The sequence below is a fragment of the Amycolatopsis sp. 195334CR genome (assembly GCF_017309385.1).
In the GTDB taxonomy this organism is placed as follows: Bacteria; Actinomycetota; Actinomycetes; order Mycobacteriales; family Pseudonocardiaceae; genus Amycolatopsis.
Genome location: NZ_JAFJMJ010000002.1, coordinates 2,857,858 through 2,874,559, shown reverse-complemented (window position 1 = coordinate 2,874,559; position 16,702 = coordinate 2,857,858). Strand labels below are relative to the sequence as shown.

The 16,702-nt window shown below is 63.2% G+C and carries 12 protein-coding genes; 6 read left to right on the top strand and 6 right to left on the bottom strand.

What is annotated here, in order from left to right; genetic code table 11:
• The first annotated feature begins 2 nt into the window (after positions 1-2).
• Positions 3-677: a helix-turn-helix domain-containing protein gene (locus tag JYK18_RS36205; protein WP_206807905.1), complete on the top strand. Its 675-nt coding sequence runs from the start codon at positions 3-5 to the stop codon at positions 675-677.
• Positions 678-816: 139 nt separating this feature from the next.
• Positions 817-1,014: a hypothetical protein gene (locus JYK18_RS36200; RefSeq protein WP_206807904.1), complete on the top strand. Its 198-nt coding sequence runs from the start codon at positions 817-819 to the stop codon at positions 1,012-1,014.
• 167 nt (positions 1,015-1,181) lie between these two features.
• Here the strand turns inward: JYK18_RS36200 and JYK18_RS48135 are convergent, their stop codons facing one another.
• Positions 1,182-3,500 carry a PEP/pyruvate-binding domain-containing protein gene (locus JYK18_RS48135; protein WP_307796205.1) on the bottom strand — a complete coding sequence of 773 codons (2,319 nt, stop codon included), beginning with the start codon at positions 3,498-3,500 and terminating at the stop codon, positions 1,182-1,184.
• Here JYK18_RS48135 and JYK18_RS36190 point away from each other — a divergent pair.
• From JYK18_RS36190 to JYK18_RS36180, 3 genes are all read left to right on the top strand, one after another.
• Complete coding sequence (locus tag JYK18_RS36190) at positions 3,381-4,499, top strand: recombinase family protein (protein ID WP_307796204.1); 1,119 nt, start codon at positions 3,381-3,383, stop codon at positions 4,497-4,499. The genes JYK18_RS48135 and JYK18_RS36190 overlap by 120 nt on opposite strands.
• Positions 4,500-5,415: 916 nt before the next feature.
• Positions 5,416-7,758 carry a hypothetical protein gene (locus JYK18_RS36185; protein ID WP_206807903.1) on the top strand — a complete coding sequence of 781 codons (2,343 nt, stop codon included), beginning with the start codon at positions 5,416-5,418 and terminating at the stop codon, positions 7,756-7,758.
• Between the two features lie 307 nt (positions 7,759-8,065).
• Positions 8,066-10,450 carry a tetratricopeptide repeat protein gene (locus JYK18_RS36180; RefSeq protein WP_206807902.1) on the top strand — a complete coding sequence of 795 codons (2,385 nt, stop codon included), beginning with the start codon at positions 8,066-8,068 and terminating at the stop codon, positions 10,448-10,450.
• 46 nt (positions 10,451-10,496) lie between these two features.
• Here JYK18_RS36180 and JYK18_RS36175 read toward each other — a convergent pair whose 3' ends face one another.
• Positions 10,497-11,543 carry a Scr1 family TA system antitoxin-like transcriptional regulator gene (locus tag JYK18_RS36175; protein ID WP_206807901.1) on the bottom strand — a complete coding sequence of 349 codons (1,047 nt, stop codon included), beginning with the start codon at positions 11,541-11,543 and terminating at the stop codon, positions 10,497-10,499.
• A gap of 3 nt (positions 11,544-11,546) precedes the next feature.
• The gene (locus tag JYK18_RS36170) at positions 11,547-11,762 is read right to left on the bottom strand and encodes a hypothetical protein (RefSeq protein WP_206807900.1); all 216 of its coding nucleotides are present in this window, start codon (positions 11,760-11,762) and stop codon (positions 11,547-11,549) included.
• Positions 11,763-12,565: 803 nt separating this feature from the next.
• Here JYK18_RS36170 and JYK18_RS36165 point away from each other — a divergent pair.
• On the top strand, positions 12,566-14,050 hold the full coding sequence (locus tag JYK18_RS36165; RefSeq protein WP_307796203.1) for a helix-turn-helix transcriptional regulator: 1,485 nt from the start codon (positions 12,566-12,568) through the stop codon (positions 14,048-14,050).
• On the opposite strand, the gene JYK18_RS36160 is transcribed toward JYK18_RS36165, so the two are convergent.
• The 3 genes from JYK18_RS36160 to JYK18_RS36150 all read right to left on the bottom strand — a co-directional run bounded on the left by JYK18_RS36160 (position 14,039) and on the right by JYK18_RS36150 (position 16,404).
• Positions 14,039-14,389 carry a signal peptidase I gene (locus JYK18_RS36160; protein ID WP_206807899.1) on the bottom strand — a complete coding sequence of 117 codons (351 nt, stop codon included), beginning with the start codon at positions 14,387-14,389 and terminating at the stop codon, positions 14,039-14,041. The two genes, JYK18_RS36165 and JYK18_RS36160, sit on opposite strands and share 12 nt — an antisense overlap.
• Complete coding sequence (locus JYK18_RS36155) at positions 14,386-15,906, bottom strand: transcriptional regulator (protein WP_206807898.1); 1,521 nt, start codon at positions 15,904-15,906, stop codon at positions 14,386-14,388. Before JYK18_RS36155 ends, JYK18_RS36160 begins: the two co-directional genes overlap by 4 nt.
• Positions 15,907-16,023: 117 nt before the next feature.
• A complete protein-coding gene (locus JYK18_RS36150; RefSeq protein ID WP_206807897.1) occupies positions 16,024-16,404 on the bottom strand; it encodes a helix-turn-helix domain-containing protein in 381 nt (126 codons plus the stop codon).
• Between the last annotated feature and the right edge of the window lie 298 nt (positions 16,405-16,702).

The window sequence follows — 16,702 nt, the reverse complement described above, 5'->3', positions numbered from 1 at the left end:
TGGTGAAGCGCTCCGCGACCCACCACCCGGCGACCAGGACGACCGATCTGCTGGGTGAGGCGTGGACCACGCTGATCATCACCGAGTTGCTGACCGGGCAGCGCTGCCTCGACGAACTCGCCGATCAACTGCCGATGGTGTCCAAGTCCAGCCTCGGCCACCGGATGCGCCGATTGCACGCCGCGGGCCTGGTCGAAGCCACCGCCGACCGGCACGGCCGGTTCCACTACCGGCTCACCGAGGCCGGGCGCGACCTCGAACCAGTGCTGGCGCAACTGGCCAGGTGGGGCTCGCGCTGGCTGCCGCCACCGCGAGCCGGTGATCTCGATCCGCGGTTGCTGCTGGCCGAACTGTGCCGGACCATCGGCGGCCCCCACGAACCCGGCGCCATCGAGGTCGGGTTCTCCGATGTAACCGGCCCGCGGCAGTGGTGGGTGGTGCTCGGCCCCGGTCGCGCCCGCGCCCAGCGGACCGCCCCGGCCCTGCCCGTGCAGGTGCGGGTGGAGTGCACGATCACCGCACTCGCCAACGTGTGGCTCGGCCACAGCCGGTGCCTCGACGAACTGCGAGCACGCACCTTGCGCTTCACCGGCGACCGGGCCGCGGTGCGCAGGCTGGTGGGCTGGCTCGGCGCCGGTGCGCCCGCGAAGTCCCTGGCGGCGATCGGCAGCGCTTGAGGAGTCGTTCCGGCGTGCTGATCGTCAGGCAATCGTCAGGTCGGGCCGGGCGAATGCGCGCGAGGATGGGTTCGCGCCGTGCGTGAAGTGCTGGGAATCGCCGGTGGTCGTATCGGGGAACTCGATCGGATGGGCGGCGATGACGGCGGTACCGGTGGACGAGGTCGTCGCGTTGCGCTTGATCTGCGACGGCTGCGGAGCTTCCGGCCCCCGGACGGCGCCGGGTACCGCCCACCACGAGGCGTGGTTGCTGCTGTGGGGCGAGGTCCGGCAGGACGGCTGGCGCGGCCACGATCGCGCCATCGGCCCGCACTACTGCCCGCGCTGCGCGAACTGACCGTTCTCGCCACAGGGGATGGTGGCGAGAACGGTCGGAATCCGCTGGTGACCGGCGACCGCCTTCGTCGGTCAGTGTCGGGCCGCCGCCGTGGCCTCGACGTGCCAGGGCCGGGTCGTTCCGGCGCCGGGCTCGGTCCGCCGCGGTTTCCACGGGAAGCGCTGAACTCAGGCCGCGCTCGTGGATCCGTCTTCCGGGGCGATCCGGACGGTGCCCGCGCCCCCGTCGATGGTGATCAGCTGCCCGGTTTTGATCGCGCGGGTGGCGTCGCGCACGCAGATGACGGCCGGAATGCCGTATTCGCGGGCGACGGTGGGGCCGTGCGCCACCGGTGAGCCGGTTTCGGTCACCAGGCCGGCGGTGGTCATGAACAGCGGGGTCCAGCCGGGGTCGGTGGTCGGCGCGACGAGGATTTCGCCCGGTTCGATGTGGGCGCCGGCGGGATCGCGGATCACGCGCGCCTTCCCGGTCGCCCGGCCCGCCGCACCGGCCATCCCGGTCAGTACCCCGTCCTCGATCGGCCCCGCCGGGGCGAGTGCCTCCACGTCGGTCCCGTCGGACAGCAGGGCACTGGGAACGGTGGGCCGCTTCAACTCCCGCTGGTGGGTGGCGTGCCGCCCGGCGACCAGAGCCCGGTGGTCGATCCCGTCCTCCACTGCGGCGCGTGCTTCTTCGAGGGTCAGGAACATGATGTCGTCCGCGCGTTCGAGCAGACCGTGGGTGGCCAGGTCCTCGCCGACCAGGAGGAGTTGGCGCCGGGACGCCTGCAGCGACGGCAGCCAGGCGAACTTGCCGATGTCCCGCAGGCCGGTGAGGCGCCGGGAGCGGCGCATGAGGAATATCGCGAGGCGGCCGCGGACGGGCCGCTCGCTGCGCGCGCGCCGGGCCAGCGCCTCGATCGTCGCCTCCGCTTTTGCCGCGGCCCGCTGGAAGCGGCGGTCGGGCGCCTGCTCGGGATCCTCGACGCGGAGGTAGTTGGCGATCGTGGCCCACAGCGGTGCCGGGTCTTCTTCCCAGCGGGGCATGCCGACGTCGATCTCGGCCGCCGCGCGCATGCCGTACTTCTCCAGGAAGCCGGCCATGCCGATGTCCGGCAGTTCGCCTGCCCGGTACTGGGCGGCGAGTTCCGCCGGCGCGGTGCCGAGGATCAGGTCGCGGTGCGGCCGCGCGTTCACCGCGAGCCGCCAGAGCGCGAGGTCCATCTCGGTGGTCACGTTGTGCGGCATGCCGCCGAGAACGGCGTCCAGTTCCTCGGCCGAGGCGATGTCCTGGAGCAGGGCCGACGGCACCGCGCCCAGGGCGATGCCCGCCATCAGCGGCCACATCAGTCCCAGCATGCCGCGGCTCATGAACGCCTGGTGCGAGTCTTCGATGACCCACTTCAGCCGTGCCGCCGCGGTGGCCCGTTCCGGTGGCGGAGCCGTCCGGCGCCTGATCTCCTCCACCGCGCGGTAGGCCCGGACACGGGCCGCGTCCGGGCGGGCGAGGCTGGAGGCGAAACCGGCGAGCATGCCAGGGGCGAGCAGTGCGGTGGCCCGGAGCGTGTTGCCCAGCCGGAACGGCAGGCCGCGCCGTGGCGCGAAGCGCGGATCGTCCAGCATGCGCTCGACGGCGCCCCGCACCCGCGGCCCGTACACCTCGAGCGACGTCCGCAGCCGGTCCCGCATGAGCCCGCTGCGGACGAAATCGGTCAGGTCGAAGTAGAGCCGTCCGCCGATGGGGACGAGCCGGGGCAGCGGGTCGGCCGGATCGGTCCTGACGCCGTGCGCCTCGAACCACACGGCCGCGCCGGTCTTGAGCAGCGACACGCCCATCGGGGTGCACGGCCGCAACATTCCCTGGATGTGCCCGAATTCGAGGTACAGGCGGGTGTCGCCGGTGTCCGGTGGCAGCGGGAACAGGGTGGTGATCGGCCTCGACTGGAGCAGCCACAGCGTGCCGTCCGCGTCGATCGCCCACTCGATGTCCTGCGGCGCGCCGAAGTGCCGCTGCAACCGGTGACCCGCCGCGCGAAGTTGTTCGAGGTGGTGCGCGTCGAGGCAGCCGCGCTGGTCCGCGGCGGGGGAGTGGTGGCCGAGGACGTAGTGGTCGGGCACGACCGTGCCGTCGACGATCGCGGTGCCCAGCCCGGGAGCGGCGTCGACGATCATCTCGGTGCGGCACCCGGTGATCGGGTTGGCGGTGAACAGCACACCGGCCACGACGGGGTCGACCATCCGCTGGACCACCACGGCCATCGCGGCCTCTTCGACACCGGCGGCGGCGCGATAGGCGATGGCGCGGTCGGTGTGCAGGGACGCCCAGCACGCGCGGACGGCGTCGGGTTCCGGCTGAGGGTCCTGGAGGTCGAGGACGATTCGGCTGAGGTGGTGCGCCGGATCTTCGCTGAGTACTTGGACGGCAACGGGGATCGGGCGATTGCGAATGGGCTGAACCGGGATGGGATTCCGTGCCCGTCGGCACGGCGGCCGGATCAGAACCGGCACCGGTTGGCTGATGGTTGGCAGGGCAGCACGGTTCGGTCCATTTTGGAGAATCCCAAGTACACCGGATTCGCGGTGTTCGGCAGGTGGACAAAGCACGAGACTTTGTTGGACCCCGATGACGTCGCGGCTGGACATGTGGTCCGCTTTCGGCGGGCTGAGCGGGAACAGGTGGTTCGGTCGCGGCGGCCGGCTCATCCCGCGATCGTGAGCGTTGAGGACTTCACCGAGGTCCAACTGCTGCGGCGGTCGCGGGCAGCGGGCGGATTGAAGGCACGACGGAGGTTGGAGCGCGGACCGAGGAAGACCAAGTGGGTGTATGCGCTGCGCGGTCGCGTTCGTTGCGGATACTGCGAGCGGAAGATGGAGGGCACGCCGCGGGAGACTCGGATCTACTACCGGTGTGCGGCGCGGACGATCGTCCCGGGCTCGCCGGTGCTGGCTGAGCATCCGAAGAACGTGTATTTGCCAGAGGCGGCGGTGATCGATCAGCTCAACGGATGGATCGGGGCAGCGTTCGCTCCGTCCAATCGAGACGTCACTGTTCGAACCATGATGCGCAGTGCAGGTGCGAAGGCAGACGAATCGTCTAGGGCGGACGCTGTGCGTCGACGGCTTGAGGACGCTGAGAGGCGGATGAGCAGGCTTCAGCAGGCGATTGAGGCGGGAGCGAGTCCGGCGGCTGTGGTGGACGCAATCAATCGGGCGCAAGAGGAGCGGGACGCCGCGCGGGAGGACTTCAGGCGGTTGCCAGCGGGCGCTGCGATCGGTAGAGCCGAGGTCGAGGCGATGGTGGACTACCTCGGAGACGTCGGCCGCAAGCTCAACCGTGCTGACCCGGCCAAGCTCCAAGAGCTCTACGCGGTGTTCGGCCTGGACATGGTCTACTACGCAAAAGAGCGGATGGTCGATGTGACCATCCGCCCGCCCCGTAGGGTTAATGCGTGTGTCCGAGGGGCGACTTGCACACTAACCACACGCTTGTGGCTGACCAACGCCTGAAACTTGACTAATTGACGCGCCGCTAGTAGCGGCAGGCTTGCTCGATGACGGTGTTGCATCGACGTCAGGCCTGAAGTTGGATCTATGCATGGCCGACCTTCCGTTCAGTTAACCCTTCGTCATGACCGCGCGCAGGACGGTCGCCCAGGTGTAGTCAGTCAGCCCCATGCAGGCAGAGTGGCCGGACGCGGCTTACCCGCGTCCGACGTTCTGGCATAGCTGAGTGGGACGGTGTCGTGGCGCAGGTCTTCATCTCGTACAGGGCGATTACTCCGAGCATCGACCGCGGTTCGAGACCCCCTGGGCGTTCCTGCGTATCAACGACGTCGATGCAACCCTGGATTAGGGCGCAGCGAGCGCACGGCGGGACTGGGCGGCGTGGTCGACCGAACACAATGTGACCGCGCAGATATCGTGCAGGTGGCGATAACATCGGCCTATAAGAAGCTGACAGAACAGCCACCTGAGAAGCGCGATCGACGTCGCAACTTTCTCGATATCATCCAGGAATAGACTAGGGCGCCCAGGCCTTTTTGGCATATTAAACCAGAATGTCGCACTAATGAATCGATTCAATTTCGACTAGGTTGACATTTCGCAACGTCCATATCGTCGACTACTGTGTGCTCCAGGAAAATCTCTCGCAGCTTCACTGAAGCGCCTACCAAGGCGCCACCTTTGTGCACCACGGTCGAGCCACTGCAAATCTGGTCTGCTTCCTTGTTGAAAACACTTGGCCAAGCCCGTCCCCGCAGCTAGTGGTCACCCCGGCCTCAGTCGAAGCGATCAGCTGACGCAAAGCTGCGAGTCAACGATCAGGTCGCATACACTCTCACGTTGAGGAGGAGCGATGCGACGAGGATTAATTTGGCTCTTGGTCGGGATGACCTTGGTCGTAGTAGCATTTAGTGCAGCCTTGGCCAAGTTGCCCGTGCCTGCCGTATTCTCGTCTGTCATCGCCGCGCTTGGGGCGATCACGGCTGGCATCTTCACTGCCCGCGCGACAGCAGCAATGAAGCGTCGAGACGATCGCCGTGAGGCACGTCAGGCCACCCTGCAATGCGACCGCCATGGAAGGTTACCGTACGTTCGCGAACTCACTAACCCTATTCAGCTAGGTGTACATCCGGCCGTTCAAATTGAATCGTTCGAGCGAGTGCCAGTATTTGTTCGCCGCGATGTCATGGAAACGCTAGTATCAACAATAAAGAACGATCATTTCGTCCTAATAGTCGGAGAGTCCACCGCTGGCAAGTCAAGGGCCGCCTATGAAGCGATACATGAACTTTTACCAGATCATCGGTTGATCGTGCCTGGCAACCGAGAAGCCGTAGGAGTGGCAATCGCTGCAATATTGGATTCTTCTCGGTCGGTATTATGGCTTGACGATATAGAGCGATACTTAGGCGAGGGCGGCCTCAATGGGGCCGCGATTTCTAGCATCCTTTCAGGAAGGTGTCACAAGATCGTCGCCACCATGCGATCGGAGGAATTTTCCTACTTCTGCGGCGGCTCCGCCAACATGGCGGATGCCACGCGGAGTCGTGAAACGATCCGGCAAGGTTGGGAGGTTCTCCGTCTCGCCAGCCGGATCGACCTTCGTCGCTCTTGGAGCAGCCACGAGGTACGACGAGCGCAGCTAACCCAACCCGAGGACCCTCGTATTACCGAAGCACTCAAGCATGTCAATAATTTCGGTGTAGCCGAGTTCCTTGCCGCTGGCCCACAACTTCTCGCCACCTGGCGTGACGCGTGGGCGCCTGGCACACACCCGCGAGGAGCGGCACTCGTTCTCGCCGCGGTTGACGCCCGGCGAGCAGGAATGCACCGACCGCTGCCATTGGAAATGCTTACCCGTGCACACGAACAGTACCTGCACAGCCGAGGCGGGCACCAACTACGCCCGGAGTCTGTCGCCGAAGCCATCGATTGGGCGACAACACCACTGCATGCGACCAGTAGCCTTCTGATACCGAGCGACAAAGACACCTTCATTGCATTTGATTACCTCATCGACGCGATCGAACGAGAGGTCATACCTGCGGGTTCATTCCATGCCTTTATCGAAGTCGCAAGCCCGCAAGAATTAAAAGATATTGGACAGGCAGCATGGGATTGGGGGCGACTTGAACAAGCCGACTTGGCATTTGCGCGTGCTTCCTCCACCTTTGTCGAGAGTCGGGCCAATCGCGGCTATGTAATCTTCGAAGACGATGGGGAGGAGGCTTTTGAAGCCTACCTCCACCAGAGCATAGAAGACATGACGAACGAACTTGGGCGGGATCACGAGGATACCGTCATGATGAGATCCCTGGTCGCCTGGGACTCCCCATTTGACCAGATGCGACTTTCATTACGTCGACTAATTGAAGTACGCAAGGATGCCGAGCGCGCCATCGGGCCCCTCCATCGGACAACGCTGAATATTCGACGCGGCATCGCCCATAGAATGGGTGAAGTAGGCGAACAGCGTGAAGCGGCAGGCCTGTTCTTACGCTTGTTCGAAGATTGCTTAGAAAATCTTGATGAGAGCGAATGGCTCACTTATGCCGTATTTTTTAGCTACGCCCACTATGTTGGGACACAAGCTACACCAGAGCGCGCACTTGACCTATTATCCGAATTCGAAGTCTGGATGCGCACACGACGCGCGCCGGCAGACTCATTTAATTCACTTAAGTATCACCGGGCATGTCAACTTCGCAACGCTGGACGTTATCAGCATGCCCTATGCGAACTTGAATCTATCGCAATAGATGCAGAGCTGGCGAATGGGAGACATCACGGCCGCGCCTTGTCTGCACGTAGCGATTGGCTGGAGTTGATGGCAACCCACGGGGATCAATCCCGTGCATTACAGTTCGCCTATTCACTATTGAATGATAGCAAATCACACTCCACTCCCGAGTGCAACTTATATTATCTTCGCAAATCGATCTCTTCCCTTGAGGGCGAACTCGGAAGTGCGGACGACGCCATAAAGACGCTTACTTCGCTTAGAACTGAAATGCTGCAACGATGGCACAAGCGAGACTTCCGAGTGAACTTGATCGACTATCGAATCCGATACTGGGTCGCCGTCAAACATGTTCGCTCAGGAGATCTGTTGACTGCCGTCGACGAATTCCGATCCCTGAGTGAAGACGTTCTGATAGCCCGAGGTGCAACTTCGGAAATCAGAAGATGGTCACTGGCGAAGCTGAACGACACCGTCTCCCAACTGCGCAAAGAGGAGCTAGGTTGTCGGCGGGGGCGATGAGGCGGTCGTCTTCGGGCGTGCTTGTACAGGCAGCGCAAGGCGGCGACGAGAGTTTCAGCGGCCAACCTTCTCAAGGTTAAAGATGTTTCCTGCTTTAGAGTGAGGTAAGGTGACCGCATGTCTTTGAGGTGGGACGAGACCTGGCACCGCCTACGCGAGTGGACTAACGGGCAAGCACGATCAGAGCGCCTTGCTGTGCAGATTTTGCTCAGCCAGGGGTTTCACGGACATCGATCCTAGTCACCCACTTGGAGGCCCCGACGGGAAACGTGACGCACGGGCGAAGCGCAACAACGAGTTGTGGATCATGGCCGTCTATTTTCCGCGAGGCCAGAAAAGCTTCGTGGAAATAAAGGCAAAACTAATCGACGACGATGCCGGCGTGCGCCAGAATGACGCAGTCGGACTTGTTTTTGTCACGAACCAAGAAGTCACTCTTAAAGAGAGGGAGTTACTGGCTAAACTGGCTAAAAAGAAACTCGAATTGCTTCACCTTGAACGAATCGTTTCCATTCTCGATGCTCCTCCTATGCATGCAGTGCGCGAGCAGTTCCTAGATATCTCGAATTCCGACCCCGAGAAGAGGGTTAGAAGTAACAATATCTCGCAGGACTTACTCTTTATTCAGAGTATTACTCGTCAATCCGCAAAAGAAGGTTCGACAAGGCTGTTCGGACGTGAAAATGCTATAATCGCGCTCGGCAAATTTCTAAATAAAACACAAGGAAACGGTCCCGCTGTCAGCTTGATCTCAGGTCTAGCAGGCACGGGAAAGACGGCACTTGCGAGTCAAATGGCAAAGAGCGTGGTAGATCGAGGCTACTATTCCGAAAACTCGGTTTTTGTAGACTTTCGTGGTTATACGTTGGATGTGTCGGATGCCGTACAACCCAGTGCTGTTATTCCAGGAATTCTTTACGCTTTAGGTGAACGCGATATGAATCTTGAGCCGAGTTCAATGCTATTGAAGTACCATGAGGTACTCGATGTCAAGGCCAGATCTGGGGCCGCAGTTCTACTTGTATTCGATAACGTATCGGACGTAAACCAGATCGAGTCGCTGCTGCCTCGCATTGGTGGACACAAAGTAATTATCACTTCAAGATCAACATTCGAAGGCCGGTTGTCGAATTGTTTGGCCGTTCGGATTGGCAAGTTGGAGAGCACCGAAGCTTGCCAGATGCTAATTCAACTATCCTCAGGGCAAGGGCACGCTCATCAAAGGGGAGAAATAGGCGAATTCCGCCGCCTCGCTCGGTTGTGCGGCGAGTTGCCGTTAGCACTGCAGATAGCGGCGGCGATTCTCCGTTCGGACCCCAACCTTTCGCCACACGAACTGGCAGAGGAGTTGGCATCGGAGGCGGATCGACTTGAATCGCTACAGTATCACGATCTCATGGTTAACGTCGCATTGACAGCCTCCTACATTCGACTCGGCCAAGAAGCAGCACAACTGTTGCGATTCTCATCTTTACATCCGGGCGAGGAGATTTCACTGGCGTCGCTGTCCGCTTTAATTGCGCGTCGACCCGTCGCTACTCGCCGACTAGTTCGAGCCCTGCAACACGCGCATCTGTTCGAGCCTGGAGCTACGGTTGATCGGTGGAGACTGCACGACCTTGTCCGAATTTACGCGGCGGACAAGCTGGTGGAAGTAGAGCATGAGAATGCTATCAATGCAGCAAGGGGCCGCCTGTTCGATTATTATGAAGAGATGGTCGTCGCAGCTGCGGAATGGCGTTCAAAAGATGCAAATTTTGATACGCGAAATGCCGCAAATGAGTGGCTGCAGCATGAGATCTCCACGGTCATTTCCTGTGTGCATCTGGCTTCCAAGATGTCGCGCCTGGCGACATCTTGGACTCTAGCTATTTCAATAGGATCGGTTCTTTCGGTAGGTAATAATCACGCAATGCGCTTGGATGTCTCCAATCTCGCCGTCTCGGCAGCAGAGCAGCTTAAGGATGCAGACAAGTTGGCTTCGGCGTTGAATAACGTTGGCCTGACCGAAAATTCTCTCCAAAGGTATGACGAGGCAATCAAGACGTTTACCAGGGGCCTTCGGATCGCCCGAACTTGCGACATGCCCGATCATGAGATCCGATTACTGACCGGGCTAAGTGAGTCACTTAGGAAGCGTGGCGACGCCGAACTAAGCATTGGTCCCCTTAGGCGAGCGTTCAAGCTCATCGAGAAGTATGGCACTTATGGACACTCCGGCTACGTGTTGACTAATATTGGGATAACACTTCGCGAATCCGGTCAGCCCGAAGAGTCGATTCCGTACTTCAGGAATGCGCTTGAGTATCATCGCGCAAACGAGGATCGCCGAGCGGAAGCTTCTACTCTTGGACAGCTCGGAACGGCGTTAAGTCAGACGGGAGGCTGGCTTGAAGCGGAGCGCCTTATCCTTGAATCCATTAAAGCCGCAAAGGATGTTAATGATGCATATAATGGTGCAATGATGTTGATTAATCTCGGGAATCTCTACGTGCAGCAACAACGATATGAGGATGCACTTGAGCAGTATGAGATCGCACTACAAGCGTTTCAGGATTTCGAGTCCTTTACAGGCATTTACGTCGTTTTAATGAACATGTCCAAGCTGTATGCCAAGACCAAGCAGTTTGATCTTGCGTCGGATACCTTGGCAAGAGCGCGAGCGTACTCAAGTGCGCAGAAAACAGACTGAAATAACACAGGATTGCGCAGAATCTGGGGGACCCCATCGCTGACGCTTAAGGCATGCTGTATGGGATCGGCTCAGCAAGTGTGTCGGTCGGCTTGTACGTGGTCAGATGTCGACCGATGGTTTCGGTGGAGCAGTCGAAGGCTGCGGCGAGTTCGTCGATGGTCAGGTTGAACTTGGTGCGGAGGCGACGGCAGACCTCGGTGTTGACATCGGGGCGTCGTTGGGAGGCGGTGGCGTGGCTGCGGCGGATGGCGTGGAGGCGGTCGAGGCTGTCGTCGCGGTTGAGGGCACGCGTGGTGAGGGTGGCGAACGCACCTTGGTGGGTGATGACCGCGGAGGGGACGTTGGTGCAGGTGGTGGTGAGTAGGTCGTCGGTGGAGAGCCAGGGGTGGGACTGGTCGCCGGTGAGCAGGGTGAAGCTGGATTCGGCGGTGGCGTGGCCGCACTCGGCGAAGGGCAGGATTTGGAGGTGGATGTGGGGCAGTTTGACCAGTTTGGCGAGCTGGTCGAGTTGCCTGATCATCGTGCGGCTGCTGCCAGCGACGTTGTAGAGCGCGGCTTCACCGAGCACGACGTGTAGTTCGAAGGGCTGTTCGCGGTTCAGGAGCCAGGTGCTCTGCTGGACGTGGTACTTCGCCAAGTCGGCGGTGGTCTGCTGGTCTGGGCGGGAACCGTGTTCGTTCACAGCAGTGGCGTAGTCGTCGGTTTGCAGGATCGGGGGCAGCAGGGTCGGGGCGTAGGTTCGCTGTTCGATGGCGGCGGACTGGAGTTCGTGGAACTGCTGGTAGCGGGCGGGAACGGTGGCGGCCGGCGGTTCCTTACTCGCGCGGACGCGGAGAGCCCGGAGGCGCTTGGCTTCGGTGCCGGTGACCTCGTACAGGCTGAGCAGGGCCTTGAGATCGGACGCGGTGACGCGCCGGGTGCCTTCTTCGGTGGCGTCCAGCCGAGTTTGGGGCCAGGACAGGTGCTCGGCGACTTCCGCGGCGTCGAGGCCGGCGTGCTCGCGGTACTCGCGGAGTTCGAGACCGAGCTGTTCGCAGTGGCGGAGTGAGGGCGCCTGGTCGCTGGCGGGAACTGGTGCATCGGAGGTCACGGGCTATTCCTGTTCGGGGAGAGCTGCGAGGCGGGTTGAGATGTTGTGGTCGAGGTGCTTGAGGAGCGTTTGCAGGGTCCGGAGCTGGGTGGCATCGAGGTCGGGTTCGTCGACCTCGCGGGCGAGCCTCAGCGCGACCGGGCGGAGTTCCGGTCCGAGCGCGTAGAGCAGTTGCGGCAGTTCGCTGGGCTGTGTCTCGTCGTCCCTGTTCGTAGACATGTGCGATGCCACCCCGTCTTGGTTGAGCGAGCCCGTCACGACGGTTGTGACGGCATGGAGAGAGCGCTGACCTGCGCGGATGATCGTCGTGACGGGTGAGTCGGAAGCGGGAGACCTGTCACGGAGGGGCGCAGGAGGACTTCTCCCGCGCCCGTCTGAGGGGCAGGGCGGACCCCGTCACGCGTCACGGGACTGCGGCGGTGGGCGCGAGGTGCTCGGGCCGGTGGGGGCGGACGGGATTGCGTCCGCCCCCACCGGCGGTGTCCGGCCGGTCCCTATCGGGGCATCGCCGTGCTCGTTGAGGCGGGCGCGGCGGTGGGGCGGCCGGAGTTTGAGGGCGCTGAGGAGGCAGCGGCGGGTGGAGTACGTGCGGAGTCGGCGGGTTGGGCGATGAGGCACGGCGGGGCGTCGGATTGCGGCGACGAGGTAGAGGCAGCGCGGGCAGGGGCGCGCGGGCGGCAGGAGGCACGAGCCGGTGTAGAGGTGGTGGCCGCAGAGGGCTTGGTGCCAGCCGGCGCCACGGTGGAGGCCGTTGGCGAATTCTTCATCGGTGACGGCGTGTTCGAGGTGGTCGGCGATGCAGCGGTACCAGGTGACGTAGAGGCGCTGGGGCGACGCGTTGTCGTTGCTGGTGCTCACGGTGGTCGCCTTCCTGGAGTGCCGGTTGGTGGTGATCACTGAACCGGCTGGCGAGGCGGCTTCCCAGAGCGGAAACGTCGAACTTGGGACGCGAGGATGTTGCAGTCGGGGGTTTGACCTGCGGAGAAGGCTGATAGATTGGCGTGGTCGGGTGACTACGTGAGGTGATCGGCTTGGCTGGGCGGCGGACGGCCCTGGTGGCGGCGAGGAAGGCCGCCGGGTTTACGCAGGAAGGGCTTGCCGAGGCGCTGCACGTCGACCGGTCGACGGTGATTCGCTGGGAGGCTGGCGAGTACGCGCCCCTCCCATACTTGCGGCCGAAGCTTGCGCGGCTGCTTGGCCGGAGTGCGGACCAGCTCCGCGACGTGCTCGACGGCGAGCCGCCGGGCGACGCGGTGGAACTCGGCCATGAGGTGGAGCGCGCGCTGAACTGGGTCGATGCGCGAGCGGGTTGGTCGGCGGGAGAAGCGAACCGGCGAGTGCGTGGTGAGCTGGCCACAGGGCGGGCGCCGCAGGCAGCGCGCGCGTTGGGGCGCGGCGAGATCGCTGCGGCACTGGGCGCGTACTACGGCGGCGAAGTCGTCGGGCATGCGCTCTACGCGGCGCGGGCTGGGAGCGCGCGAGCGGTGACCAGCGTCTCTACGCGGCCTGAGTGGCTTGCACCGTGGGCGCTGGACGCGGCGAGCGACCTGGAGTTGGTGCCGGGCAGTGGTTCGGCGGCCGGGCCGATCGATGGGGCTGCGGCGGTTCGCAGGTTGGCGCGGGTCGTGGAGGGCGACGTCCGGATGACGGATGCGCCGATCTATCGGTTGACGGAGGTCGAGGCGGCGGCCGGTGGTTTGGTGGGGCGGGTCGAGTTGGGCTCGTTTGTGGAGTACGCGCTTACGGCTGACCTGCTTGAGGGCGAGCTGGTGGACGCGCTGACCGCGGGACGGTCGGCGAAGCCGGGTGCGCTGCCGCTCCGGGATCGGTATTTGCCGGATCTGGCGAGCGTGCTCGACCTTCGGGGCCGGTTGTGTGCTGGTGGGGTGCTGGCGTTGACGGCGATTGCGCGGCCGTCGGACCCGTACCGCGGCGAGGCCGATTACCTCTTGCTGGTCCAGGAACGTTCGGCGCAGGTGCTCAACGCGGCGGGCAAGTTGTCGGTGATTCCGAAGGGCTTTCACGGGCCGTTGGCGGACTACCGGGCAGATGCCCGGATCGGGGCGACGCTGCGTCGCGAGCTGGAGGAAGAGCTGTTCGGGCGCGCTGACGTCGACAACACCGCCGGTGGGCCGCGGGCGGCGGACCCGATGCACGCAAGTCGGTTGTCGCGGCCGATGAGGTGGTTGGGCGAGCGGGCCGATCGGATGCGGATGGAGCGCACCGGCTTCGGGTTCAACCTGGTCAGCGGCAACTACGAGTTCGCCACGCTGATCGTGATCGAGGATGAAGCGTTCTGGGCGCGGTTTGGTGGCGAGGTTGAGGCCAACTGGGAGGCGGCCGGGTTACGCCAGTATTCGACGAGGGATGCTGAAATGCTGGTGGACCTTGTTGGCGATAAATCGTGGAGCAATGAGGGGCTGTTCGCGTTCCTGCAAGGGTTGCGGCGACTTCGGGAGAATGGTGGTAGTCGGGTTGCCTTGCCGGAAATTGAATTAGGTTGCTGAGGGCCAGCGGACGGTGAGGACTACCGATTCCTCGATGGCTTCCCATGAGTGGTCGATGCCGGGGCCCCACATGACGTAGTCGCCCTGCTTGCTCATCGTGCTGCTGCCGCCGGTGACATCGACGCGGAATTTGCCGGAGATGAGGAACACGAGCGTGGTGCGCTGGTCGTCGGAGGTCCACTCGGCACGCTTGTCGCCAACAGGATGGTTGGCCCACTTAACTTCGACGTCCTTCGACGAGCGGACGCCTTGCGACGGGTCGATGAAGTGGCCGACCAGCCAGCCGCGAGTCTCGCTGCCGTCCTCGTTGGCGTTGCCGGTGCTCCAGCCGTCGCTCACTTGCCGATCTCCCATTCGATTGGTGGCAGTTTGACGCGTTCTCCGCCGGTTTCGGCAAGCCGTCGGAGCCCCAGGAGCATAGCGAATAATCCTTCGTTGCTCCAAGCTGCGTCGGTTAGTAGTTCGGTCACGAGTTCCGTGTCGGTTGTCGAATACTGCCGTAGGGTTTCTGACTCCCAGTTGGCTTCGACTACGCCGCCGTAACGTGTCCAAAAGTCTTCGTCGTCGATGACGATCAGGCTGGCGAATTCGTAGTTGCCGCTGACGAGGTTGAGCCCGAAGCCGGTGCACTCCATGCGGAGGCGGCCGGGTTGGTCGATGAGCCAGCTCATCGGCTCGGAGAGCTTGCTGGGGTGCATCGGGTCGGCGGACAGCTGCTGCCCGAGCGTGTTGTCGATGTCGGGACGGCCGAACAGCTCTTCTTCCATCTCGCGGCGCAGGGTCGCGCCGACCTGGGCGTCTCGGCGGACGTCGTTGAGCGGCTGGTGGAAGCCCTTGGGGATCACAGCCAGGCGGCGCGCGGCGTTCAGGACGCTGCCGGAGCGCTCCTGGACGAGTAAGAGGTAATCGGCTTCGCCGCGGAACGGGTCGGCTGAGCGGGCGATGGCGGTGAGGGCGAGTACGCCGCCGGAGCAGAGCCGGTTTCCGAGGTCGAGCACGGTGGCGACGTCGGGTAGGTAGCGGTCTCGGAGCGGCATGGGTGACGAACTGCCGGCGGCGATTGCGTCGACCAGTTCGCCTTCGAGCAGGTCCATGGTCAGTGCGTAGTGGACGAAGTGGGTCACGCCGAGCGAGCCGCCGAGGTGCTGGGCGGCCGGTGCGATGTCGAGCAGGCGGTAGAGCGGGCTGTTGACCATCCGGGTGTTCATGGACAGTGTCTCGGCCAGGCGCTGAACGGCGACGTCTGCGGCGTGTTCGTCGAGCTGCAGGTCTGCCTCTGGGAGGGCACTGGCGACGGTGAGCCGGTCGTGCCGAGGTAGCAACGGGCAGTCGAGATCTAGCCAATCAGTGCTGGTCAAGATGCTGGTGTTCACGAGTTGATCGCCGCATCGGGCCGTGAACAGGCTAGCGGGGCCGTAGTAGTCGGCCAGGGTGCGCGCGACGTCGCGCTGGCTGACCCATCCGCGTCGGGTGCCGCGGTCGCGAAGGCTCTGGGGATCGATGGCGGCGGCGCGCTCGGCGACTCGTTGCCGACTTGTGCCGGGTGCCCAGCGCGCGTGCCGGTCGAGCCAGTCGAGGGCGGCGACGATGTTCGGGTCTTCGGTGAGCCGCGGGTCTGCTGCGGGCTGTGCGCTGGTGAGTTCGGCGAAGCGGGCGCGCTCTGCGTCCGAGGCGCGTTCGAGCGCTGTGTCCAGGAGTTGTTGCATCTCCGACTTGGGGCGGAGCGACGGTTTTTGATGCCACGCGGCGACCGTGCGGACGCCGATTCCGAGGTGCTCGGCGAACCGCTCGTTGCTCAGGCGCAATGCGGCCTGAAGTGCGCAAGCGGTCTGGCCGGTCCAGCCGTCGGAATTCATCGCGCGGCTGCCCGGAAACGCGGAAGTGCAGTGTTTGTGCACTGGTCCTGCACTGGTGACGCATGGGAAGTCATGGCCATTCGGCCTTGAATTTCAGGTATGGAAATCACCCGGCGCTCAGCGCTTATTGCGAACATGTTCGACCACGGTCGCGAGGTTGCTCTGGACGTCTTCAAGACGTTCGGTGATGTCGGCCAGCCGATCTTCGAGCGCGTCGAGCCGCGACCACAGGCCGCGGTCGTCGTCGGCCGGCTCGTCGCGGTGCGGAGGCACCCGACCTTCCAGCACGGCAAGCAGGTGCTGAGAGTGCCAGCCGAGCGTCGTCGACAGCGCTTCGAGCGTTCTGGCGCTGCGTCGCCGTTCCACCGTGTGGTGTTGCAGCTCGCGCACGATCGCCTGCGACACGTGCGAGCGCTCAGCCAGCTCGCGTTGCCGCCAGCCGAGTTCGTTCACGCGCTCGCTGATGGCCTTGGCGACTGCCGCCCAATCTTCCGACACCTATTCCTCCGCGCTCCGCCTCAGCGCCGAGATTAGCGGTTCTTCGACGATTTCCGGCGCCATCGAGCGCACTGCGGCGGCGCGTCGCTACAACGCGCGCCGATGAGAGCTGAAATTAACAACATAGTCTTGAAATCGATCCAAAGGGCTTCCTTCAATGCGTACGAATACGACCTTTCACACCATTCAAGAGACCGCCTGGATCTTGGGCGTGTCCCGCTCCGCGGTGAGCCGCGCGATCAGGACGGGCGCGCTGCGGGCCACCCGCCGCTCCGGGCTCAAGGTCTCGTCGACCGAG